At 70.7% G+C, this 21,734-nt stretch carries 24 protein-coding genes; 16 read left to right on the forward strand and 8 right to left on the reverse strand.

Going from position 1 to position 21,734, the window contains the following annotated elements; genetic code table 11:
• The first annotated feature begins 118 nt into the window (after positions 1–118).
• The 11 genes from GA0074696_RS08430 to GA0074696_RS08480 all read left to right on the forward strand — a co-directional run bounded on the left by GA0074696_RS08430 (position 119) and on the right by GA0074696_RS08480 (position 9,226).
• The gene (locus tag GA0074696_RS08430) at positions 119–355 is read left to right on the forward strand and encodes an AtpZ/AtpI family protein (protein WP_088964442.1); all 237 of its coding nucleotides are present in this window, start codon (positions 119–121) and stop codon (positions 353–355) included.
• Positions 356–366: 11 nt separating this feature from the next.
• Complete coding sequence (gene atpB / locus GA0074696_RS08435; protein ID WP_088960567.1) at positions 367–1,164, forward strand: F0F1 ATP synthase subunit A; 798 nt, start codon at positions 367–369, stop codon at positions 1,162–1,164.
• 68 nt (positions 1,165–1,232) lie between these two features.
• Entirely contained in the window at positions 1,233–1,469 is a 237-nt protein-coding gene (locus tag GA0074696_RS08440; protein WP_088960568.1) for an ATP synthase subunit c family protein, read from the forward strand.
• A gap of 27 nt (positions 1,470–1,496) precedes the next feature.
• A complete protein-coding gene (locus tag GA0074696_RS08445) occupies positions 1,497–2,039 on the forward strand; it encodes a F0F1 ATP synthase subunit B (RefSeq protein ID WP_088960569.1) in 543 nt (180 codons plus the stop codon).
• Positions 2,039–2,860 carry a F0F1 ATP synthase subunit delta gene (locus GA0074696_RS08450; RefSeq protein ID WP_088960570.1) on the forward strand — a complete coding sequence of 274 codons (822 nt, stop codon included), beginning with the start codon at positions 2,039–2,041 and terminating at the stop codon, positions 2,858–2,860. The genes GA0074696_RS08445 and GA0074696_RS08450 overlap by 1 nt, the downstream gene beginning before the upstream one ends.
• Positions 2,861–2,945: 85 nt before the next feature.
• Positions 2,946–4,598, forward strand: a complete 1,653-nt coding sequence (gene atpA / locus GA0074696_RS08455; RefSeq protein WP_088960571.1) for a F0F1 ATP synthase subunit alpha — start codon at positions 2,946–2,948, stop codon at positions 4,596–4,598.
• A gap of 4 nt (positions 4,599–4,602) precedes the next feature.
• Entirely contained in the window at positions 4,603–5,532 is a 930-nt protein-coding gene (locus GA0074696_RS08460; protein ID WP_088960572.1) for a F0F1 ATP synthase subunit gamma, read from the forward strand.
• The gene (atpD, locus tag GA0074696_RS08465; RefSeq protein ID WP_088960573.1) at positions 5,532–6,971 is read left to right on the forward strand and encodes a F0F1 ATP synthase subunit beta; all 1,440 of its coding nucleotides are present in this window, start codon (positions 5,532–5,534) and stop codon (positions 6,969–6,971) included. Before GA0074696_RS08460 ends, atpD begins: the two co-directional genes overlap by 1 nt.
• A 211-nt stretch (positions 6,972–7,182) precedes the next feature.
• Positions 7,183–8,331, forward strand: a complete 1,149-nt coding sequence (locus tag GA0074696_RS08470) for an LCP family protein (RefSeq protein WP_088960574.1) — start codon at positions 7,183–7,185, stop codon at positions 8,329–8,331.
• A gap of 147 nt (positions 8,332–8,478) precedes the next feature.
• Complete coding sequence (locus GA0074696_RS08475; protein ID WP_088960575.1) at positions 8,479–8,757, forward strand: F0F1 ATP synthase subunit epsilon; 279 nt, start codon at positions 8,479–8,481, stop codon at positions 8,755–8,757.
• A gap of 13 nt (positions 8,758–8,770) precedes the next feature.
• The gene (locus GA0074696_RS08480) at positions 8,771–9,226 is read left to right on the forward strand and encodes a DUF2550 domain-containing protein (RefSeq protein WP_088960576.1); all 456 of its coding nucleotides are present in this window, start codon (positions 8,771–8,773) and stop codon (positions 9,224–9,226) included.
• A 129-nt stretch (positions 9,227–9,355) separates the two neighbouring features.
• On the opposite strand, the gene GA0074696_RS08485 is transcribed toward GA0074696_RS08480, so the two are convergent.
• Positions 9,356–9,760, reverse strand: coding sequence for a VOC family protein (locus tag GA0074696_RS08485; protein WP_088960577.1), 405 nt, complete (start codon positions 9,758–9,760; stop codon positions 9,356–9,358).
• Positions 9,757–10,329 (reverse strand): cob(I)yrinic acid a,c-diamide adenosyltransferase, encoded by a 573-nt coding sequence (locus GA0074696_RS08490; RefSeq protein WP_088960578.1) that lies wholly within the window; start codon positions 10,327–10,329, stop codon positions 9,757–9,759. The genes GA0074696_RS08485 and GA0074696_RS08490 overlap by 4 nt, the downstream gene beginning before the upstream one ends.
• Here GA0074696_RS08490 and murA point away from each other — a divergent pair.
• Together murA and GA0074696_RS08500 are read left to right on the forward strand one after the other, a co-directional pair.
• Positions 10,328–11,770 (forward strand): UDP-N-acetylglucosamine 1-carboxyvinyltransferase, encoded by a 1,443-nt coding sequence (gene murA / locus GA0074696_RS08495; RefSeq protein ID WP_088960579.1) that lies wholly within the window; start codon positions 10,328–10,330, stop codon positions 11,768–11,770. The two genes, GA0074696_RS08490 and murA, sit on opposite strands and share 2 nt — an antisense overlap.
• A 150-nt stretch (positions 11,771–11,920) precedes the next feature.
• Complete coding sequence (locus GA0074696_RS08500; RefSeq protein WP_088960580.1) at positions 11,921–12,769, forward strand: 3-hydroxyacyl-CoA dehydrogenase family protein; 849 nt, start codon at positions 11,921–11,923, stop codon at positions 12,767–12,769.
• Positions 12,770–12,820: 51 nt separating this feature from the next.
• Here GA0074696_RS08500 and GA0074696_RS08505 read toward each other — a convergent pair whose 3' ends face one another.
• A complete protein-coding gene (locus tag GA0074696_RS08505) occupies positions 12,821–13,666 on the reverse strand; it encodes an ABC transporter permease (protein WP_088960581.1) in 846 nt (281 codons plus the stop codon).
• Positions 13,663–14,511 (reverse strand): ABC transporter ATP-binding protein, encoded by an 849-nt coding sequence (locus GA0074696_RS08510; RefSeq protein ID WP_088960582.1) that lies wholly within the window; start codon positions 14,509–14,511, stop codon positions 13,663–13,665. The genes GA0074696_RS08505 and GA0074696_RS08510 overlap by 4 nt, the downstream gene beginning before the upstream one ends.
• A 151-nt stretch (positions 14,512–14,662) precedes the next feature.
• On the opposite strand from GA0074696_RS08510, the gene GA0074696_RS08515 reads away from it, so the two are divergent.
• A complete protein-coding gene (locus GA0074696_RS08515; RefSeq protein WP_088960583.1) occupies positions 14,663–16,672 on the forward strand; it encodes a protein meaA in 2,010 nt (669 codons plus the stop codon).
• Between the two features lie 40 nt (positions 16,673–16,712).
• On the opposite strand, the gene GA0074696_RS08520 is transcribed toward GA0074696_RS08515, so the two are convergent.
• From GA0074696_RS08520 to GA0074696_RS08535, 4 genes are all read right to left on the reverse strand, one after another.
• Entirely contained in the window at positions 16,713–17,015 is a 303-nt protein-coding gene (locus GA0074696_RS08520) for a DUF1540 domain-containing protein (RefSeq protein ID WP_088960584.1), read from the reverse strand.
• Between the two features lie 73 nt (positions 17,016–17,088).
• Positions 17,089–17,538 (reverse strand): Rv0361 family membrane protein, encoded by a 450-nt coding sequence (locus GA0074696_RS08525; RefSeq protein ID WP_088960585.1) that lies wholly within the window; start codon positions 17,536–17,538, stop codon positions 17,089–17,091.
• Positions 17,539–17,585: 47 nt separating this feature from the next.
• Positions 17,586–18,506 carry a polysaccharide deacetylase family protein gene (locus tag GA0074696_RS08530; RefSeq protein ID WP_231925304.1) on the reverse strand — a complete coding sequence of 307 codons (921 nt, stop codon included), beginning with the start codon at positions 18,504–18,506 and terminating at the stop codon, positions 17,586–17,588.
• A 57-nt stretch (positions 18,507–18,563) separates the two neighbouring features.
• Positions 18,564–19,418, reverse strand: coding sequence for a helix-turn-helix transcriptional regulator (locus tag GA0074696_RS08535; protein ID WP_088960586.1), 855 nt, complete (start codon positions 19,416–19,418; stop codon positions 18,564–18,566).
• Between the two features lie 100 nt (positions 19,419–19,518).
• Between GA0074696_RS08535 and GA0074696_RS08540 the strand changes: the two genes are divergently transcribed.
• Complete coding sequence (locus GA0074696_RS08540; protein ID WP_088960587.1) at positions 19,519–20,283, forward strand: SDR family oxidoreductase; 765 nt, start codon at positions 19,519–19,521, stop codon at positions 20,281–20,283.
• An 820-nt stretch (positions 20,284–21,103) separates the two neighbouring features.
• Positions 21,104–21,697: a hypothetical protein gene (locus tag GA0074696_RS08545; protein WP_088960588.1), complete on the forward strand. Its 594-nt coding sequence runs from the start codon at positions 21,104–21,106 to the stop codon at positions 21,695–21,697.
• The last annotated feature ends 37 nt before the right edge of the window (positions 21,698–21,734 follow it).

The raw sequence follows: 21,734 nt of genomic DNA on the forward strand, positions 1-21,734 counted from the left end.
TGGCGGAAGGGGAGTAGCGTGCCTCCAGACGACGCGCCCGCCAAAGGCCCACACAACGACGGTTGTGCGGGGGGTGAGGCACAGCCTCGTCTTCCCGGCTGATATCGTTCGCCCCGTCATGGCTGATGACCAAACCCCCCGATCCAGCGGCGGCTCAGGCGACGTTCCGTCCGGTGCCGGCCAGGGTTGGACCGCGCTCGGATACCTCATCACGGGCATGGTCTTCTGGGGTTTCATCGGCTGGCTGGTCGACCAGTGGCTCGACACCGGAGGCATCGCCACCGGGATCGGCGTCGTGCTCGGCATGGCCGGGGGAATCATCCTGGTCGTCCGCCGACTCGGCACGCCTACTTAGGAAGGGACGCGGTGTTCGGACAGGCGAACGTCCTGGCAGCGGGCCAGGCGGCATTCCCACCCAGTGTGGAGGACTTCTACCTGCCCAGCATCCTGCCCTGGGGTGGGCACGATTCCTACTGGTTCACCAAGATCACGGCGATGGTCTGGATCGCGGTCGGCATCCTGATCATCTTCTTCCTGGCCAGCTACCGGAAGCCGCAGCTGGTCCCGACGAAGAAGCAGTGGTTCGCCGAGTCGATCTACGGCTTCGTGCGGAACAACATCGCGGTCGACATGATCGGGCACGCGGGTGTGCGGTTCGCGCCGTACTTCACCACGCTGTTCTGCTTCATCCTGCTGACCAACTTCTTCGCGATCCTGCCGGGCTTCCAGATCTCGCCGAACTCGCACATCGCCTTCCCAGCGATCTTCGCGGTGATCAGCTACGTGCTCTTCATCTACGCCGGCATCCGGCACCACGGCGCGGGCAAGTTCGTCAAGAACTCGCTGATCCCGCCGGCGCCCTGGTACATCCTGCCGCTGCTGATCCCGATCGAGTTCTTCTCGACCTTCCTCGTCCGGCCGTTCTCGCTGGCCGTCCGTCTCTTCGCGAACATGTTCGCCGGCCACATGCTCCTGCTGGTCTTCACGCTCGGCGGCTTCGCGATGCTCAGCGCCAACACCTGGCTGGCCCCGGTCTCGGTGCTGTCCTGGGTGATGACCATCGCGCTGACCTTCCTCGAGTTCCTGGTGATCGTCCTGCAGGCGTACGTCTTCACGGTGCTGACCGCCAGCTACGTGCAGGGCGCGCTCGCCGACGAGCACTGATCCACTTCGCACCAACCGTTGTCGTCCCGCGTGACCGTCACGCGTGATAACCAGGAGGAACCACACCAATGGACGCTAGCGTTCTCGCCGCGGTAGAGGGCAGCACCGCCGCCATCGGCTACGGCCTCGCGGCCATCGGCCCGGGCATCGGCGTCGGCCTGGTCTTCGCCGCCTACATCCAGTCGACCGCCCGCCAGCCGGAGTCGTCCCGGATGACCCTGCCGTACGTCTGGATCGGCTTCGCCGTCATCGAGGCCCTCGCGCTGCTGGGTATCGCCTTCGGCTTCATCTGGGCTGGCGCCTGATCCACCCCTGTTGACCGGGAGGTAACCATGTACCACCTGCTCGCCGCCGAAGGTGGTGAAACGGCCCACAACCCGATCGTCCCGCTGTGGCAGGAGCTCGTGGTCGGGACGGTCGCCTTTGCCGTGCTCTGCTTCGTGCTGATGAAGTTCGTCTTCCCCCGCATGGAGCAGACGTTCCAGGCGCGGGTCGACGCGATCGAGGGTGGCATCAAGCGCGCCGAGGCCGCCCAGGCCGAGGCCAACCAGCTCCTCGAGCAGTACCGCGCGCAGCTCGCCGAGGCGCGTACCGACGCCGCCAAGATCCGGGACGACGCCCGGGCCGACGCCGAGGGCATCCGCCAGGACATCCTCGCCAAGGCGCGGGAGGAGTCCGACCGGATCATCGCGGCGGGCAAGGAGCAGCTCGCCGCCGAGCGGGCCACCATCGTGCGCGAGCTGCGCACGGAGGTCGGCACGATCGCGGTCGACCTGGCCAGCAAGATCGTCGGTGAGTCGCTCGCCGACGAGGCTCGTCGCAAGGGCACCGTCGACCGGTTCCTGAGCGGTCTCGAGAGCGCGGGGGCCCGCTGATGCAGGCCGCCAGCCGGGAGTCGTACAAGGTCGCGGCGGAGCACCTCGACGCGTACGCGCGCAGTGCCGACCCGGTCGCGGTGGCCCACACCGCGAACGACCTGCTCGCCGTCGCCGGCCTGCTCCGGCGGGAGACTCGGCTGCGGCGGGCGCTCTCGGACTCCGCCCGGTCCGCCGCGGACCGCGCCGGTCTGCTCGGCGAGATGCTGCGGGGCAAGATCAGCGAGGGCGCGCTCGACCTGCTCGCCTCGCTGGTCTCCGGCCGTTGGTCGGCGCCGTCGGAACTGCTCGACGGTGCCGAGCGGCTCGGCGTGGAGGCCGTGCTGGCCAGCGTCGACGCCGCGGGTGACCTGGGCGAGGTCGAGGACGAGCTGTTCCGTTTCGGGCAGGTCGTCGCCGGCCAGCCCGCGCTCTCCGCGGTGCTGTCGAACCCGGTCGCTCCGGTGGACCAGCGCGGTGTCCTGGTCGGCGAGCTGCTGGCCGGCAAGGCCAAGCTGGCCACCGTCCGCCTCATCGAGGTGGCGCTGGCCGGCTTCGGGGGGCGTTCCTTCACCGGATCGCTCACCCGGCTGGTCGAGCTGGCCGCCGAACGGCGGGACCGCCAGGTGGCGTACGTCACGGTGGCAGCCCCGTTGACTGACGAGGAGGAGCGACGCCTGGGTGCCCGCCTCTCCGCGATGTACGGTCGAGAGGTTTCCGTCAAGCAGACGGTCGACCCGGAGGTGCTCGGTGGGGTGAGCGTGCAGGTCGGCTCCGACCTGTACGACGGCACCGTCCTGCGCCGCCTCAACGAGACCCGCAACGCGCTCGCGAAGCGCTGACCAGCGTCTCCGCAGCCCTGATCGACGCCATTCGGACCGGTCGGTACTAGGTATCCCGGGACCCTGATACTTAAGGAAGCAGAGGATGGCCGAGCTGACCATCTCGACGGAGGAGATCCGCGGCGCCCTGGAGCGCTACGTCTCCTCCTACACGGCCGACGTCTCCCGCGAGGAGGTCGGCACCGTCGCCGACACCGGTGACGGCATCGCCCACGTCGAGGGCCTGCCCTCGACCATGACCAACGAGCTCCTGGAGTTCGAGGACGGCACGCTCGGCGTGGCGCTGAACCTCGACGTCCGGGAGATCGGTGTCGTCGTTCTCGGTGACTCCGCGAAGCTGGAGGAGGGGCAGCGCGTCAAGCGCACCGGCCGGGTGCTCTCGGTGCCGGTCGGCGACGCCTTCCTCGGCCGCGTGGTCGACGCGCTCGGCCAGCCGATCGACGGGCTCGGCGACATCGCCAACGAGGGCTTCCGCGAGCTGGAGCTCCAGGCCCCGAACGTGATGGCCCGGCAGTCCGTCGACGAGCCGCTGCAGACCGGTATCAAGGCGATCGACGCCATGACCCCGGTCGGTCGGGGCCAGCGTCAGCTGATCATCGGTGACCGGAAGACCGGCAAGACCACGGTCGCCCTGGACACCATCCTCAACCAGCGCGACAACTGGCGCTCCGGCGACCCGAAGAAGCAGGTCCGCTGCATCTACGTCGCCATCGGCCAGAAGGCCTCCACGATCGCCTCGATCAAGGGCATCCTGGAGGAGGCGGGTGCGATGGAGTACACCACCATCGTTGCCTCCCCGGCCTCCGACCCGGCCGGCTTCAAGTACCTCGCCCCCTACACCGGCTCGTCCATCGGGCAGCACTGGATGTACGGCGGCAAGCACGTCCTGATCGTCTTCGACGACCTGAGCAAGCAGGCCGAGGCGTACCGCGCCGTGTCGCTGCTGCTGCGTCGCCCGCCGGGCCGCGAGGCGTACCCGGGTGACGTCTTCTACCTGCACTCCCGCCTGCTGGAGCGCTGCGCGAAGCTCTCCGACGAGCTGGGTGGCGGCTCGATGACCGGTCTGCCGATCATCGAGACGAAGGCCAACGACATCTCGGCCTTCATCCCGACCAACGTCATCTCGATCACCGACGGCCAGATCTTCCTCGAGACCGACCTGTTCAACCAGGGCGTCCGGCCGGCCATCAACGTCGGTACCTCGGTCTCCCGGGTCGGTGGCGCCGCGCAGGTCAAGCCGATGAAGAAGGTCGCCGGTTCGCTCCGGCTCAACCTGGCCCAGTACCGCGAGCTGGAGGCGTTCGCCGCCTTCGCCTCCGACCTGGACCGGGCCTCCCGGGCCCAGCTGGACCGCGGTTCCCGCCTGGTCGAGCTGCTCAAGCAGCCGAACTACTCGCCGTACCCGGTGCAGGAGCAGGTCGTCACGGTCTGGGCCGGCACCGAGGGCAAGCTGGACGACATCCCGGTCGGCGAGGTGCGTCGCTTCGAGGGCGAGTTCCTCCAGTACCTGCGGCACAAGCACGAGGGTGTCCTGGCGGCGATCGCGGACAACAAGTGGGGCGACGACATCGTCGGCTCGCTGGACTCGGCCATCACCGAGTTCAAGCAGGTCTTCCTGGGCAAGGAGGACGAGCGTCGGATCAACGAGGCCCCGGCCGCGCCGCTCGAGGGCGAGGAGAACCGCGAGACGGTGACCCGCTTCCGCGACGGCACGACCGACCGCCCGGCCGAGAGCTGATCCAATGGCGGCCCAGGTTCGCGTTCTTCGTCAACGGATCCGCTCGGCGAAGTCGATGAAGAAGATCACCAAGGCGATGGAGCTCGTGGCGACGAGCCGGATCGCCAAGGCCCAGGCCCGGGTGGAGGCGTCGCTGCCGTACGCCCGGGCCATCACCGGCGTGCTCACGGCGCTGGCGTCCAACGCGCGGATCGACCACCCGCTGCTCACCCCGCGTGAGCGGGTGCGGCGGGCGGGCGTGCTGCTGGTCACCAGCGACCGCGGCCTGGCCGGCGGTTACAGCTCCAACGCGATCAGGACGGCGGAGTCGCTGATCGCCCGGCTCAAGGACGACGGCAAGGAGCCGGTGCTCTACGTCATCGGGCGCAAGGGCGTCGGGTTCTACCGGTTCCGCGGCCGGGAGATGGCGGCGAACTGGACCGGCTTCTCGGAGCAGCCCTCCTTCGCCGACGCCCGCGAGGTGGGCGAGACGCTGATCAAGGCGTTCTCGGCCGGCGCGGACGACGTGGACGGTCAGGCCGGGGCGGACGGGGTGCTCGGGATCGACGAGTTGCACATCGTCTACACCGAGTTCCACTCCCTGATGACCCAGACGCCGGTCGCGAAGATCATCGGCCCGATGCAGGTCGAGGATCGTCCGAGGTCCGAGGGGCTGCTGCCGGCGTACGAGTTCGAGCCGGAGGCGGAGGCGCTGCTCGACGCGCTGCTGCCGAAGTACATCAACACGCGGATCTACGCGGCGTTGATCGAGTCGGCGGCGAGCGAGTCGGCGTCCCGGCGGCGGGCGATGAAGAGCGCCACGGACAACGCCGAAGAGATGATCGAGAAGTACACGCGCGAGATGAACTCGGCCCGCCAGGCCGGGATCACCCAGGAGATCAGCGAGATCGTCGGCGGCGCCAACGCGCTCGCCGCGTCGGGAAGTGAAGTGTGATGACTGCCCCAGTAGAGACCAAGACGGCCACGGGTCGCGTGGTCCGGGTCATCGGCCCGGTCGTCGACGCCGAGTTCCCGCGCGACGCCATGCCGGCCCTGTTCAACGCCCTGCACGTCAACGTGACGCTCTCCGGCGGTGAGAAGAAGCTGACCCTGGAGGTCGCCCAGCACCTGGGTGACAACATGGTCCGCGCCATCTCGATGCAGCCGACCGACGGCCTGGTCCGTGGGTCGGAGGTGCGCGACACCGGCTCGGGGATCACCGTTCCGGTGGGCGACGCGGTCAAGGGCCACGTGTTCAACGCGATCGGTGAGGTGCTCAACCTCACCGAGGGCGAGACGCTCACCCCGGACGACCACTGGGTCATCCACCGCAAGGCCCCGGCCTTCGCGGACCTGGAGCCGAAGACCGAGATGCTGGAGACCGGCATCAAGGTCATCGACCTGCTCGCCCCGTACGTCAAGGGCGGCAAGATCGGCCTGTTCGGCGGTGCCGGCGTGGGCAAGACGGTGCTCATCCAGGAGATGATCACCCGGGTCGCCCGCAACTTCGGTGGTACCTCGGTCTTCGCCGGCGTGGGTGAGCGCACCCGCGAGGGCAACGACCTCATCGCCGAGATGACCGAGTCCGGCGTCATCGACAAGACCGCGCTGGTCTACGGCCAGATGGACGAGCCGCCGGGCACCCGGCTGCGGGTGGCGCTCTCCGCGCTGACCATGGCCGAGTACTTCCGGGACGTGAAGAAGCAGGAGGTGCTGCTCTTCATCGACAACATCTTCCGCTTCACCCAGGCCGGTTCCGAGGTCTCCACGCTGCTCGGCCGCATGCCGAGCGCCGTGGGTTACCAGCCGACCCTGGCCGACGAGATGGGCGAGCTCCAGGAGCGGATCACCTCCGTCCGGGGCCAGGCCATCACCTCGATGCAGGCGATCTACGTGCCCGCCGACGACTACACCGACCCGGCGCCGGCCACCACGTTCGCCCACCTCGACGCGACCACCAACCTGGAGCGGTCGATCTCCGACAAGGGCATCTACCCGGCCGTGGACCCGCTGGCGTCCTCGTCCCGGATCCTCGCCCCGGAGTTCGTCGGCCCGGAGCACTTCCAGGTCGCCACCGAGGTGAAGCGGATCCTGCAGCGCTACAAGGACCTGCAGGACATCATCGCCATCCTCGGCATCGAGGAGCTCTCCGAGGAAGACAAGATCACCGTGCAGCGTGCCCGGCGGATCGAGCGCTTCCTGTCGCAGAACACCTACGCCGCCGAGCAGTTCACCGGCGTACCGGGCTCGACGGTCCCGATCACCGAGACCATCGAGGCGTTCAAGAAGATCAGCGAGGGCGAGTACGACCACTTCCCCGAGCAGGCCTTCTTCATGTGCGGCGGTCTCGAGGACCTGGAGCGCAAGGCGAAGGAACTGATGTCGGAGGGCTGAGAACTCCGCCACAACTGACGAAGGCCACCCCGGTTCGCCGGGGTGGCCTTCGGCCGTTGCGGGCCGGTTCGGACCGGATGTCCGATTGTCGGGCCAGCGATTCCCATGACGGCGAGGTACCGTTTCGAGCGCGACGCCCGCCAATCGGTGTCGATCCGGTGCAACTTTTCGGCTGCGTCCGCCCGTCCTTGAGTCGTGGGCGTGACGACGAATGGAGAAACTCGTGGGTAAGGCCGGCAAGGGCGGCGGCAAGCCGTCCAGGTGGTCGGGCGTGCCGCGGTGGGCCAGGACGTGCACCATCTTCGGCGCCGTGCTCATGCTGCTCAGCGGCGTGGTGCTGGTCGGCTACGAGGCGCTGCTGGCCCGCTACGAGGGCGCCGTCGGCAAGGCCGACCTCTTCGGCGACCAGGCGGCCGGGGCGCAGGAGCGCAAGAGCGACGTCAAGGGCCCGCTCAACATCCTGCTGGTCGGCATCGACCCGCGCAAGCCGGAGGACCGGCCGCTGGCCGACTCGATCATGGTGCTGCACGTGCCGGCCTCGATGGACCGGGCGTACCTGTTCTCCCTGCCCCGCGACCTCTACGTCGACATCCCGGAGTTCGGCAAGGCCGGCTACGGCGGCGGCAGCGGGAAGCTCAACGGGGCCATGTCGCACGGCAGCGTCGTGCAGGGGCAGAACCCGAGCGCCCCGCAGGGCTTCGAGCTGCTCGCCACGACCGTGCAGAACGTGACCGGCATCGAGCGGTTCGACGCCGGCGCGATCATCAACTTCACCGGCTTCCAGAAGATCGTCGACGCGATGGGCGGCGTCGACATGTACATCGAGCGGGACGTGAAGTCCGAGCACCGCGAGCCGGACGGCACGCACCGCAAGGGCAACCCCTACGGCGAGGGGTACATCGGGCCGCAGGCGGAGTACAAGAAGGGCAACCACCACCTGAGCGGCTGGCAGGCGCTGGACTACGTGCGGCAGCGCTACCCCAAGAACGGCGTCCCGGACGCCGACTACGGCCGCCAGCGCCACCAGCAGCAGTTCATCAAGGCGATGGTCAACCAGGCGTTCAGCGCCGACGTGGTGACCAACCCGATCAAGCTGGATCGGGTGATCCGGGCCGCCGGCCAGTCGCTGACCTTCAACGGCCGGGGCAACAGCGTGGTCGACTTCGCCATCGCCCTCAAGGGCGTCCGGTCGGAGAACGTCGAGCTGATCAAGCTGCCGGGGGAGGGCATCGGCACCGGCAGCGCGTACCGGGGCGAGCGACTGCTGCCGGCCGCCGACGACTTCTTCACCGCGCTGAAGAACGAACAGCTCGACGCGTTCCTGCTCGAACACCCGGAGTTCCGCAACCGGAACAAGTGACCTCCGCGCCACCGCCGGGCCGGCTTCCCGCCGGCCCGGCTCTGCGTGTCACGACACCGGGTGGCGCAGGTCTCGCCACCCGCGTTGGGGCGCTCCCGGCAGCGGGACTAGACTTTCGACATTCCGCCGCCGCAGCAAGGAGACAGCGTGGCACAGCAGCTTCACGTCGAGCTCGTAGCCGTCGAGGAGAAGGTCTGGTCCGGCGAGGCCGAGATGGTCGTCGCTCGGACGACCGAGGGTGAGCTGGGTGTGCTGCCGGGGCACGCGCCCCTGCTCGGCCAGCTGGCGGAGCCCAGCCAGGTCCGCATCAAGCAGGCCGGCGGTCAGCAGGTCGCGTACGACGTCGCCGGCGGCTTCCTGTCGGTGACCGGTGAGGGAGTCACCGTCCTCGCCGAGAGCGCCTCCCCGGCCACCCCCGCGCGCTGAGCCGACCCCGCCGATGGAGATCGTGGAAGGGATCGGAATCGGCTTTGCGGTGGTCGTCGCCGCCATCCTGATCCTCTTCATCCGGCGGGCCCTGGTCACCCGTAGCGGAGGCATCATCCGGCTCGGCGTCCGGGTCACCACGGTGCTCGACGGCCGGGGCTGGTCGCCCGGCTTCGGCCGCTTCGTCGGCGACGAGCTCCGGTGGTACCGGATGTTCAGCTTCGCCCTGCGGCCCAAGCGGGTGCTCTCCCGCAAGGAGCTGGTGGTGGAGCGACGGCGCCTGCCCGAGGGGCAGGAGCGCCTCTCGATGCCCGCCGACTGGGTGATCCTCCGGTGTGCCAGTCACCACGCTCCGGTCGAGATCGCCATGGCGCGTTCCACCGTCACCGGATTCCTCAGCTGGTTGGAGGCCGCCCCGCCCGGGGCGGCCTCGCCGCGTGTGGCCTCCCAGGACTGGCCCGCGGCCTGATCTCCCGGTTCTCCGGTGTTTCCGGGGAGCCCACCCGCTCCGGGCGGTCACGCTTGATCCCTCCGCGGGCGGGCTCCCCGGCAACACCTCACGTCTCCGGCTCCGTCAGACGCTTCTTACCTTGCGCCGTTACCGGGATTCGGTGGAGGCGACCAGTTCGACCTCGTAGCCGTGGTTGTCGGTGAGGTAGGCGGCGTAGGTGTTCGGGCCGCCGGCGTGCGGGTGGCGGTCCGGGAAGAGCAGCGTCCAGCCGTGCGCGGGCGCGGCCGCGACCAGCCGGTCCACCGCAGCGGGCGGACCGGCGTGGAACGCGAGGTGGTTGAGCCCGGGAGCGAGCCGGTCGTGCGCCCGCCCCGACAGCGCGGGGGACTCCTCCAGCACCAGGTACGTCGGGCCGAGTCGCCAGGACCGGCCGGCGGGCCAGTCCTGGTACGGCGCCCAGCCCAGCTCGCCCAGCAACCAGCCCCAGCCGGCCTTGGCGGCGTCGAGGTCGGGCACCCAGACCTCGACGTGGTGCAGCGCGCCGACGCTCAGCGCTTACCGCCCGGCACCCATAGCACATCCCCGTTCGGATTTGCCGTTCTTGACAGGATGAACAGCAGATCGGAGAGGCGGTTGAGATACTTTGCCGGAAGGGAGCTGGTGCGATCCGGGTCGTGCGCGACCAGTGCCCAGGCGGCCCGTTCGGCGCGCCGGGCGACCGTCCGTGCCACGTGCAGCAGCGCCGCGCCAGCGGTGCCGCCGGGGAGGATGAAGGAGTCGAGCTTGCTCAGGCGTGCGTTGTACTCGTCGCACCAGCCCTCAAGGCGCTCCACGTACTCCTCGGTGACCCGCAGCGGCGGGTACGCCGGATCCGGCTCGACCGGGGTGGCCAGGTCGGCACCGACGTCGAACATGTCGTTCTGGATCGACCCCAGCACCGCCCGGAGCTCCTCGTCGAGCTGCCCCAGGGCGAGCGCCACGCCGATCGCGGCGTTGCACTCGTCGACGTCGGCGTACGCGGCGATCCGCGGGTCGGTCTTCGGCACCTGCTCGTTGTTGCTCAGCCTGGTCATGCCGGCGTCGCCGGCCTTGGTGTAGATGCGCGTGAGGTGGACGGCCATGACGCACAGCCTACGGATACCGGACCTGACGATCCCGGCACGGCCGGACCCTGCCTGCGGCTGGCCGGGCGGAGCGGGGGCCGGTGACGCCGCCGACCAGGCGGTCAACGACGTCGACGTCATCCGGGTCGGCGGCGACGCCCGGCTGGCCGGCACGGTGCACGTGGTCGGCGCCAAGAACTCCGCGCTCAAGCTGATGGCCGCCGCGCTGCTCGCCCCGGGACGCAGCGTGATCACCAACGTTCCCCGGATCACCGACATCGCGATCATGGGGGAGGTGCTGCGCCGGCTCGGCTGCGGCGTGCGGTTCGAAGCGGACGATCCGGTCGACCCGATGGTCGCCCGCGGTGGGGTCGCCCGGTCCCGCTCGGTCGTCATCGACGTCCCGGAGCGGCCCGGCGCGGAGGCCGACTACGACCTGGTCCGCCGGCTGCGCGCGTCGATCTGCGTGCTGGGCCCGCTGCTGGCCCGTCGCGGGCACGTCCGGGTGGCCCACCCGGGCGGGGACGCGATCGGCTCCCGGGGGCTGGACATGCACATCTCCGGGCTGACCCGGATGGGCGCGGACATCTCCGGTGAGCACGGCTTCGTCATCGCCTCGGCTCCGAACGGCCTGCACGGCGCGGAGATCGTGCTGGACTTCCCCAGCGTGGGGGCGACCGAGAACCTGGTGATGGCGGCGGTCCTGGCCCGGGGTGTGACGGTGATCGACAACGCGGCCCGGGAGCCGGAGATCGTCGACATCTGCACGATGGCCAATCAGATGGGCGCGCGGATCTCCGGCGCGGGCACCTCCACCCTGCGGATCGTCGGGGTGCCCGCACTGCACCCGGTGCGGCACGCCACGGTGGGGGACCGGATCGTCGCCGGCACCTGGGCGTTCGGCGCCGCGATGACCCGGGGAGACGTCACCGTCACCGGCGTGGACCCGGCCTACCTGGAGGTCGCGCTGGACAAGCTGGTCTCGGCCGGCGCGCTGGTGGAGACCCGCGGCGACGCCTTCCGGGTACGCGCCGACGACCGGCCCACCGCGGTCGACGTGGTCACCCTGCCGTACCCGGGCTTCGCCACCGACCTGCTGCCGATGGCGATCGGCCTGGCCGCGGTGAGCGACGGCGCCTCGCTGATCACCGAGAACATCTTCGACGGCCGGTTCATGTTCGCCAACGAGATGATGCGGCTGGGGGCGGACATCAAGACCGACGGCCACCACGCGGTGGTACGCGGTCGCGACCGCCTCTCCGGCGCCCCGGTACGCGCCACCGACATCCGGGCCGGCGCGGGTCTGATCATCGCGGGGCTCTGCGCCGAGGGGGTCACCGAGGTCTCCGACGTGTACCACGTCGACCGGGGCTATCCGGACTTCGTGGCCGACCTGCGGGCGCTCGGTGTGCGGGTGGAGCGGGGGACCGCGGCGGAGGCCCCGGACCTCACCATCTGACCGGTCCCGCCGCCGCGGCCGGGGCCTTAGCCGTCTCAGGCTCGCCGACTGGACTGTCCTGTCATGCCCTCACGGCCCTCGCTGCGCTCGGTGCGTTCGGCCATGACTAGGGTGCTGACAGACAACTCATTCGCAGCGAGGGAGAAGTAGATGGCGGGTCGACTCGCGGTCGTCGGTGCCGGGCTGATGGGTTCGGGCATCGCCCAGGTCGCGGCGCAGGCGGGCTGGCAGGTGACGCTGCGCGACCTGGACGACGCGGCCACCGGGCGGGGCGTCGACGGCATCCGGAAGTCGCTGGAGAAGTTCGCCGAGAAGGGCCGGATCGACGCGTCCGAGGTCGAGGCGACGCTGGGCCGGATCACCCCCACCACCGACCTCGAGGCGGTCGCCGACGCGGACATCGTGGTCGAGGCGGTGTTCGAGCGGCTGGAGATCAAGCACGAGGTGTTCCGCGCGCTGGACAAGATCTGCAAGGCCGACGCGGTGCTGGCCACCAACACCTCGGCCATCCCGGTCACCCAGATCGCATCGGTGACGCAGCGGCCGGAGGCGGTCGTCGGTACCCACTTCTTCTCGCCGGTGCCGATGATGAAGCTCTGCGAGCTGGTCCGGGGTTACAAGACCAGCGACGAGACCCTGGCGGCGGTGAAGGCGTTCGCCGAGGGGATCGGCAAGACGGTCGTGGTGGTCAACCGGGACATCGCCGGTTTCGTCACCACCCGGCTGATCGCGGCGTTGGTCGTCGAGGCGGTCAAGCTGGTCGAGTCCGGCGTGGTGTCGGCCGAGGACCTGGACACCGCCTGCAAGCTCGGTTTCGGCCACGCCATGGGTCCGCTGGCCACCACCGACCTGACCGGCGTGGACGTGCTGCTGCACGCCTCGAAGAACATCTACACCGACACCGCCGACGAGAAGTTCTTCCCGCCGGAGCTGCTCCAGCGCATGGTCACCGCCGGTGACCTGGGCCGTAAGACCGGCAAGGGCTTCTACACGTACTGAGACCGGGCACGAGGAAGGGGGCGGGCGCCGGTGCGCCCGCCCCCTTCCTCGTCAGCCGTCGCGCTTGGTGGTCCAGCGGAAGGTGGTCAGGCAGAGCACCAGGCCGATCACGCACCACGCGGCGAGCACCAGGGCGACCCGGCCCAGTTCGAAGGAGCCGCCCGGCTCCTGGGCGCCGAAGCTCTCCGGCAGGAAGACCGCCCGCAGCCCCTGGCACATCCACTTGAGCGGGAAGAGCGCCGCGACCTGCTGCATCCAGGTGGGCAGCTCGGTGAAGACGAAGAACACCCCGGAGATGAACTGGAGCACCAGGGCGACCGGGGTGACCACGGCCGACCCGCTGCGGGCGGTGCGGGCCAGCGAGGAGATGGCGATGCCGCACAGGGTGCAGGCGGTCACCCCGAGCACGGAGACCCAGCCGAAGGTGAACCACTTCGCGGCGGTGCCGGGCAGGTCGAGGTCGAACAGCGTCACGGCGACGGCCAGCAGCAGCGCGGTCTCCGCGACGCCGATCGCCACCACCATGATCACCTTGCCGGCGAACCAGACCCACTTCGGCATCGGCGTGCCCCGGTAGCGCTTGAGCACCCCCCGGTCCCGCTCGATCGGGATCCAGATGCCGAGGTTCTGGAAGCTCACGGTCATCAGCCCGGTCGCGATCATGCCGGTGATGAAGTACTGGGTGAACTTCACCCCGCCGCCGATGGTGCCGTCGAAGATCGCCGCGAAGATCAGGATCATGATGATCGGGAAGCCCATCGTGAAGACGACGGACTCCCGGCTGCGCAGGAACTGGGTGATCTCCAGCCGGCCCTGCCGCAGCGCGAGGGCCCCCGGCCCCACCCGTCGGCCAGCGGTGGCGGCGACCGGGGCCGCCGGCTTCGTCGTGGTCGTCATGACTGTCCGATCATCCGCAGGTAGACGTCTTCCAGGGTCGGCCGGGTCACGGTCAGGCCGGGGACCTCGCCGCCGTGGCGCGCGGCCAGCTCCGCCACCAGCGCCGTCGGCGTCGCGCTCTCGGCGCTCTCGAGCGTCCCCTCCGGCGTACGCCAGGAGACCGTCGCCAGGGCCTCCTGGCGGTTGCCGAGCCGGTTCGGCGTGGCCACCTCGACCAGCCGGCCGCCGGCGATCACCCCGACCCGGTCGGCGAGCGACTCGGCCTCGTCCAGGTAGTGGGTGGTGAGCACGATGGTGGTGCCGGCCGCCGCCAGGTCGCGGATCAGCTCCCAGAACTCCCGCCGGGCCTCCGGGTCGAAGCCGGTGGTCGGCTCGTCGAGGAAGAGCAGCTCGGGGCGGCCGATGATGCCCAGCGCCACGTCGAGCCGGCGCTTCTGCCCGCCGGAGAGGGTGTGCGTGCGGGCCTTCGCCTTGCCGGCCAGGCCGACCCGTTCGACGACCTTGTCCGGGTCGTCGGCGCCCGGGTAGAAGCCGGAGAAGTGCCGGACCACCTCGGCCACGGTCAGCTCGTCGAACTCGCCGGTGCCCTGGAGCACGATGCCGACCCGGGACCGCCAGTGCGGGTCCGGGCTGGCCGGGTCGCTGCCCAGCACCCAGACCTCGCCGGCGTCGCGCCGCCGGTAGCCCTCCAGGATCTCCACCGTGGTGGTCTTGCCCGCGCCGTTCGGGCCGAGCAGGGCGAACACCTCGCCGCGCCGGACGTCGAGGTCGACCCCCGCCACCGCGACGGTGTCGCCGTACGCCTTGCGCAGTCCCCGTACGGAGATCGCGAGCTCGTCATCCATGACGTCCAGTGTGCGACCTGGGACGCCCTCCCGGCCGCCCGGGGTGTGGCGGTGTCGGCCATGTCGCGTCGGCCGTGCCCGGTGATCCGCTCCATGGACCTGTGTGGTTTTCCACAGCCCGTTTTACTGAACGGTAACTTAAACTCCGGCCATGGACGAGAAGGCACTCTCCGGCCGGCTGCCCGAGCGCGACCGCCCCTGGGTGATGCGCACGTATGCCGGGCACTCCTCCGCCGCGGCCACCAACGCGCTCTTCCGGCGCAACCTGGCCAAGGGGCAGACCGGTCTGTCGGTCGCCTTCGACCTGCCGACCCAGACCGGGTACGACCCGGACCACGAGCTGGCCGCCGGCGAGGTGGGCCGGGTCGGGGTGCCGGTGGCCCACCTGGGCGACATGCGGGCGCTCTTCGACGGCATCCCGCTCGCCGAGATGAACACCTCGATGACCATCAACGCGCCGGCGATGTGGCTGCTCGCCCTCTACGGCACGGTCGGCGCGGAGCAGGGCGCCGAGCTGTCCCGCTGCGCGGGGACGACGCAGAACGACATCATCAAGGAGTACCTGTCCCGCGGGACGTACATCTTCCCGCCGGCGGCGTCGCTGCGGCTGACCGCCGACATCATCGCGTACACGCTGCGCGAGATGCCGCGCTGGAACCCGACGAACATCTGCTCGTACCACCTGCAGGAGGCCGGCGCGACGCCGGTGCAGGAGGTCGGCTTCGCGCTGGCCACCGCCGTCGCCGTGCTCGACGCGGTCCGCGACTCCGGCCAGGTGCCCGCCGAGCGGATGGGCGACGTGGTCCAGCGGATCTCGTTCTTCGTCAACGCCGGGGTGCGCTTCATCGAGGAGATCGCCAAGATGCGCGCCTTCGGCGCGCTCTGGGACGAGATCACCCGCGAGCGCTACGGCGTCGAGAACCCCAAGCAGCGCCGCTTCCGCTACGGCGTGCAGGTCAACTCGCTCGGCCTGACCGAGGCGCAGCCGGAGAACAACATCCAGCGCATCGTGCTGGAGATGCTCGGCGTCACCCTCTCCCGGGACGCCCGGGCCCGCGCGGTGCAGCTGCCCGCCTGGAACGAGGCGCTCGGCCTGCCCCGACCCTGGGACCAGCAGTGGTCGTTGCGGATGCAGCAGGTGCTCGCGTTCGAGTCGGACCTGCTGGAGTACCCGGACCTCTTCGAGGGCTCGCACGTGATGACCGCGCTGGTCGACGAGATCCTCACCGGCGCCCGTGTCGAGCTGGAGAAGGTGCTGGAGATGGGCGGCGTGGTGGCCGCCGTGGAGAGCGGCTACCTCAAGAGCGCGCTGGTCGCCTCGCTGGCCGACCGGCGCCGCCGGATGGAGTCCGGCGCCGACGTGGTGGTGGGCGTGAACCGGTACACCGAGACCGAGCCGTCCCCGCTGACCGCGGCCGGCGCCGAGGCCGTCGAGCAGGTCGACCCGGCGGTCGAGGCGGCCGCCACCGCCTCCGTACGCGAATGGCGGGCCGGCCGGGACGCGGCGGCCGTCGACGCGGCACTGGCCCGGCTGCGGGCGGACGCCGCGACCACGGCGAACCTGATGTCGGCGACGCTCGAGTGCGTGCGGGCCGGGGTGACCACCGGCGAGTGGGCCGGCGCGCTGCGCCAGGTCTTCGGCGAGTACCGGGCGCCGACCGGGCTGACCGGCGCGGCCGGGGTCGGCGGGGACGCCACCCTCGTCGCGGTCCGGGAACGGGTCGCCGCCACCGCCCGGGAGCTGGGCAGCGGGCGGCTGCGGCTGCTGGTCGGCAAGCCGGGCCTGGACGGGCACTCCAACGGCGCCGAGCAGATCGCGGTACGCGCCCGGGACGCCGGCTTCGAGGTGGTCTACCAGGGCATCCGGCTGACCGCCGGGCAGATCGTCGCCGCCGCCGTCGAGGAGGACGTGGACCTGGTCGGCCTTTCGGTGCTCTCCGGCTCGCACCTGGCGGCCGTGCCGGCGGTGCTGGACGGGCTGCGCGCCGCCGGGCGCGGTGACCTGCCGGTGGTCGTCGGCGGCATCATCCCCGCCGGGGACGCCGAGGCGCTGCGCGCCGCCGGGGTCGCCCGGGTCTTCACCCCGAAGGACTTCGCCCTGACCGGGATCATCGACGAACTGGTCGGCGTGATCCGCCAGGCCAACGGCCTCACCGCCTGACCGTGGCCCACCGCCCGCGCGACCGCCCGGTCGCGCGGGCTCACATGGTCAGCGGTTGGTACGTCACGCAGTCGGCCATGTCCTGGTCCGGGGCGACGGTGATCGCCGGGGCATGGCACTCCAGCTCCGAGTTGTGCCGGCAGTCCGACCGGCTGCACGCGCCCACCTGGGCGATGAGCTGCTCGATCCCGCCCCGCACCGGCATCTCCACGAAGGTGTGGCAGTGGGCGTGGTCGCTGCTGCCGACGGTGATGGCGAAGGCGTGGCAGTCGTTGGTGCGGTTGTAGGCGCAGGACGCGACGGTGCACTCCTGCACCCGGGGCCTCTCGATCGATGCGGTCATGACGGCCTCCCTCTCGACTCCTGTACCGATGGTAGGCATTTGCCCGACTTCGGCGCGGAGTTCGGCGGGACCGTCACCCGCACAGGCGCCAGGCCCCGTCCTCCTTGACCAGCGTCAACACCTGGGTGCTCGTGCCGCCGGTCGCCGTCGTCAGCCGCACCGTGGCGGTGCCCCGGACCCGGCCGTTGGTGTTGTTGACGGTCGACCCCGCGACGTCGTAGTCGACCAGGCGCGGCTCGGCCTCCCACCGCCGGCTGAACTCGGCCAGCGACGTCCGCTCCCGCTCCTCGCGGCAGAGCAGGTCGTACGCCCGCTGGTGGTCGCCGCTCTGGATCGCGTCCAGGTAGCTCGTGGTGGCCTCCCGGACCGGCCCGACCGCCTCCTTCGCCGCGCCGTAGACGAAGTAGCCGCCGACCGCGCCGCCGAGGCAGCAGACCGCCAGCACCGCGCCCACCACGATCAGGACGATCCGCAGGGTACGGCGATTGTCACGCGGGGGCACCGGGATCGGCTGGTACGTCATGGCCGCAGGCTAGGCGGGTCGCGCAAGCCCGCCGCCCGCGCTCCGGCTCACCGGCCGAGCACCTCGGAGAGCGCGGCCGGTTCCAGACCTCGCTCGGCCAGCCCGGCCAGGATGCGGGGCAGCGTCTCGTCGGTCATCGCCGCGTTCGCCTCGGTGACGTGCAGGATGATCACCGAACCGGGTCGGACCTGGCTCAGCACCGCCCGGACGATCGGCTGCCAGGCGGTGGCGAACGGGTCGCCGCTGACCACGTCACCGTCCACCACGGTCAGTCCGAGCGGGGCCAGCTCGGCCAGCGCCGCCCGGTCGTGGCAGAGGCCGGGGAAGCGGAAGTAGCGGGTCTGCCGGCCGCCGTACCGGCCAATCACCTCGAACGTCCGCGCCACGTCCCGGGTCATCTCCCGCCGGGGCAGCGGCGGCAGGTGGTAGCAGCGCGGGGTGAACGCGGCGTGCCCGTAGGTGTGGTTGGCCAGCTCGAAGCGCGGGTTGGCGGCCAACCGGCGGGTCAGCTCCGGGTAGTCCTCGACCCACTTGCCGGTGAGGAAGAAGGTGGCCGGCACCCGCTCGCGCTCCAGCAGCTCGACGATCGCCAGGTTCGCGTACGACGGCGGGTGCGGCCCGCGCAGCTGCCGGCGCATCGTGTCGGTCATGTCGGCGTCGAAGGTGAGGGCCACCCTGCGCCCGGTACGCGGACCGTGGTCGACCACCGGCGGCAAGGTGCCCGGCGGCGTCGCACCGGGCAGCCCACCGTTGCCGGGCTGCCCGCTCTGCCCGGGGAGCCCGCTCTGCCCGGGGGCCGGTGGTAGGACGGTCCCGCCCGCCGTGGCCGGTCCGTGGCCGGCCGGCGCCTTCAGTACGGCGGCCCGTACCGGGGCCCGATGGGGCGCGGGACCGACGAGGAGCGCGACGATGGCGGCCAGGGCGAGGGTGGCGGCGGTGAGCAGGACGCGGGAGTTCTTCGCGAGCACCGGGTGATCATGGCAGTGGCTGCGGTGTCGTGGTGGCCCCCGAACGGCCCCTTCCGGTTAACCAGGTGTGGTGTCGGCGGGGAAGCGCTCGTGCCCCAGCACGGCCAGCAGCCGCAGCTTCTCGTCGCCCTCGCTGCGCGGCGGCGCGGTGAGCACGAGCAGCGCCTGGGACTGGTCCTCGGTGAACAGGACCTGGCAGTCCAGCTCGATCGGGCCGAGTTCGGGGTGGATGAGCGTCTTGTGGTCGGCGAAGCGCTGCGCGACCTCGTGCCGCTCCCACAGCTCGGCGAACTCCGGGCTCGCCTTCTGCAGCGCCCGCACCAGCTCACCGGCACGCGACCGCGGGCCCATCGACCCGTACGCGGCGCGCAGGTTGGCGACCTGGGCGCGGCTCTGCCGGGGGCGGTCGTCCTCCGGGTAGCGCAGCCGCTCGGCCGGGTCGGTGAACCACCGGTAGATCTCGCTGCGGGCGAGGCCCGTGTGGCCCGACCGGTCCCCGAACAGGGCTTCGGCCATCCGGTTCTGCACGAGGATCTCGCCGAGGTTGGACAGGATGAGCGCCGGGGTGTCGTCGAGCCGGTCCAGCACGCGCAGCAGCGCCGGGGCGACGTGCGTCGCCGTCGTCACCCGCGCCGGGGCGTTGTGCCCCGCCACCCGGAACAGGTAGTCGCGCTCACCGGTCGTCAGCCGCAGCGCCCGGGCCAGCGCGGCGAGCATCTGCGGGCTCGGCTGCGGGCCGCGCTGCTGCTCCAGCCGGGTGTAGTAGTCGGTAGACATGGCGGCCAGGGCGGCCACCTCCTCGCGCCGCAGGCCCGGGGCACGCCGCCGCGCGCCGGCTGCCAGCCCGACGTCCCCGGGCTGCAGCGCCTCCCGGCGGCGGCGGAGGAAGTCGGCCAGGGCTGCACGGTCCATGATCCGAGTATCCGCCTGCCGCCGGGACGAACCAGGGATTGCCGATCCCCCGATGAGCGCTCTCTTCATCCACCCCCGGCAAACCGGCGAAGGTGGGTGCATGAACATCTCCGGAAACACCGTCTTCATTCCCGGCTCCACGAGCGGGATCGGCCTCGCCCTCGCCCTCGAACTGCAGGCCAGGGGGAACACCGTCATCGTCGGCGGCCGCCGCACCGATCTGCTGAGGCAGATCGCCGCCGAGCACCCAGGCATCGACACGGTCACGATCGACACGGCGGACGCGGCGAGCATCGCGTCGGCCGCGCGGGAGGTGCTGGCGCGACACCCGGACCTCAACGTCCTCGTCACCATGGCCGGCATCATGCGCGTCGAGGACTGGCACCAGCCCGAGACGTTCCTCGCCTCCGCCGAGGCGGTGGTGAACACCAACGTGCTCGGCCCGATCCGGCTCATCGCCGCGTTCATCGAGCACCTGCAGGCGCAGCCGGACGCCACGATCATGACGGTGTCGTCGGGCCTCGCGTTCGCGCCCCTCAAGGTCACCCCGAGCTACAACGCGTCCAAGGCCGCGATCCACATGCTCAGCGAGTCGATCCGGCTGCAGCTCGCGGACACGACCGTGAAGATCGTGGAGCTCGAACCGCCGGCCGTGCGTACCTCGCTGCTGCCCGGGCAGGAGCACAGCGAGTTCGCGGTGCCGCTGGACGAGTTCGTGGCCGAGGTGGTCGGGCTGCTGGAGGCGCAGCCCGAGGCGAAGGAGATCCAGGTCGAGCGGGTCAAGTTCCTCCGGTACGCCGAGGCGCGCGGCGACTACGACCAGGTGGTCGAGACGCTGAACGCCGCCGACCCGCACGGGAAGTAGCGTCGGCGGGGCGATCCCCTCCCGGTCCTGCCTCTCCCGGTCCCGGCCTTCTCACCGTGACTTCGGTACCTGCCGCGTGAAGCGGGGCCCGAGGGCCGGGACCAGGGCTTCCTCGGGTTTTCGGGCCGAGCCCGGCCATCTCGACCAACGAGCGTGGCATGCGTGGGTGGTGGACTTCCTGCGTTGCGCCGGTCGCGCCGGTTTCGGTTGCGCCCGCTCCTGTCGTGCCGATTCGGTCGCACCAGTCTGGGGGATGACACCACCACGAGCGTGATACCTCAGAGGCATCAATATGACTCTGAGGTATCACGCTCATTCGGTGACGGCCGTGCCGACGAGACACGCGGCGTGGCGGCTCGGGGGAGTAGTCGGCGCGCATGTCCGGTTCCGGCCGGATCGGCGTGCCTGGCTGATCGGCCCCGGGTTGGCATCGGCGTGCCGGATGTCCGACTGCAGGGTCCGCTGGAGGCGTCGGATGTCCGGGTCTGGGCTAGGTGGTCCGGGCTGTTCCGTGACCGGCGGCACCCCGGCGGCGGAATGGCGGCCGGCCCGGGGTCGTTACACCCTCTGGACGATCGCAGCAGCAAGCCCCGCTGGCCTGGCCCGAACGCGTGGGCCGCCCGGGATGCCGGCCGCCGGAATGATGGTGGGCCGCCGGTCGTTACATGGTCCCGGCGCCGCGAGCCCCCCGCTCGCGAAGCCTGCCGGGGCGAAGACTTTCCCCTGAATTCTTTGGGCGCCTGCTCGTGGTGCTTACGCCGCCTGTCATGTCGATCCCCCGGTCGACCGGCGGCGTCAACCCCCTGAAGGAGCTTCCCCCATGAACACCACCATTCTGCGTAAGAGCGTTCTCGGTATTGCTGGTCTGGCCTTCGCCGGTGGCGTCTTCGCCGGCCCGGTCACCGAGGCCCACGCCAACCCGGTCGACGCCAAGGCCGTCGCCGTGGTGCAGGCCGACAAGCCGGGTGTGGACAAGGGCAAGCTGATCCCGCACGGTGTGCAGGGCAAGCAGTCGCGCATCGATGTGGGCGCCGAGCAGACGAAGAATGTGAAGGCGATCATCGCGGCGACGAAGAAGTCGGGCATGGACGAGCGGGCCGCCGTGGTCGCGATCGCCACGTCGCTGCAGGAGTCGAAGCTGGAGAACCTGGGTCACCTGGGTGAGCGCAACGACTTCGACTCGCAGGGCCTGTTCCAGCAGCGCCCGTCCTCGGGTTGGGGCACGGTCGAGCAGATCACCGACCCCGAATACAGCACGATGGCGTTCCTCAAGGGCCTCAAGCAGGTCGACGGCTGGCAGGACATGCCGCTGACCAAGGCAGCCCAGACCGTGCAGGTGTCGGCCTACCCCGACCACTACGCCCAGTGGGAGCAGCAGGCCGCCGACCTCGTCGCCAAGCACTGGAACAACTGACCCACCTGAACACTCACGCTGGCCGGCACCCCCGAGC

The organism is Micromonospora purpureochromogenes, from assembly GCF_900091515.1.
Classification (GTDB): Bacteria; Actinomycetota; Actinomycetes; order Mycobacteriales; family Micromonosporaceae; genus Micromonospora; species Micromonospora purpureochromogenes.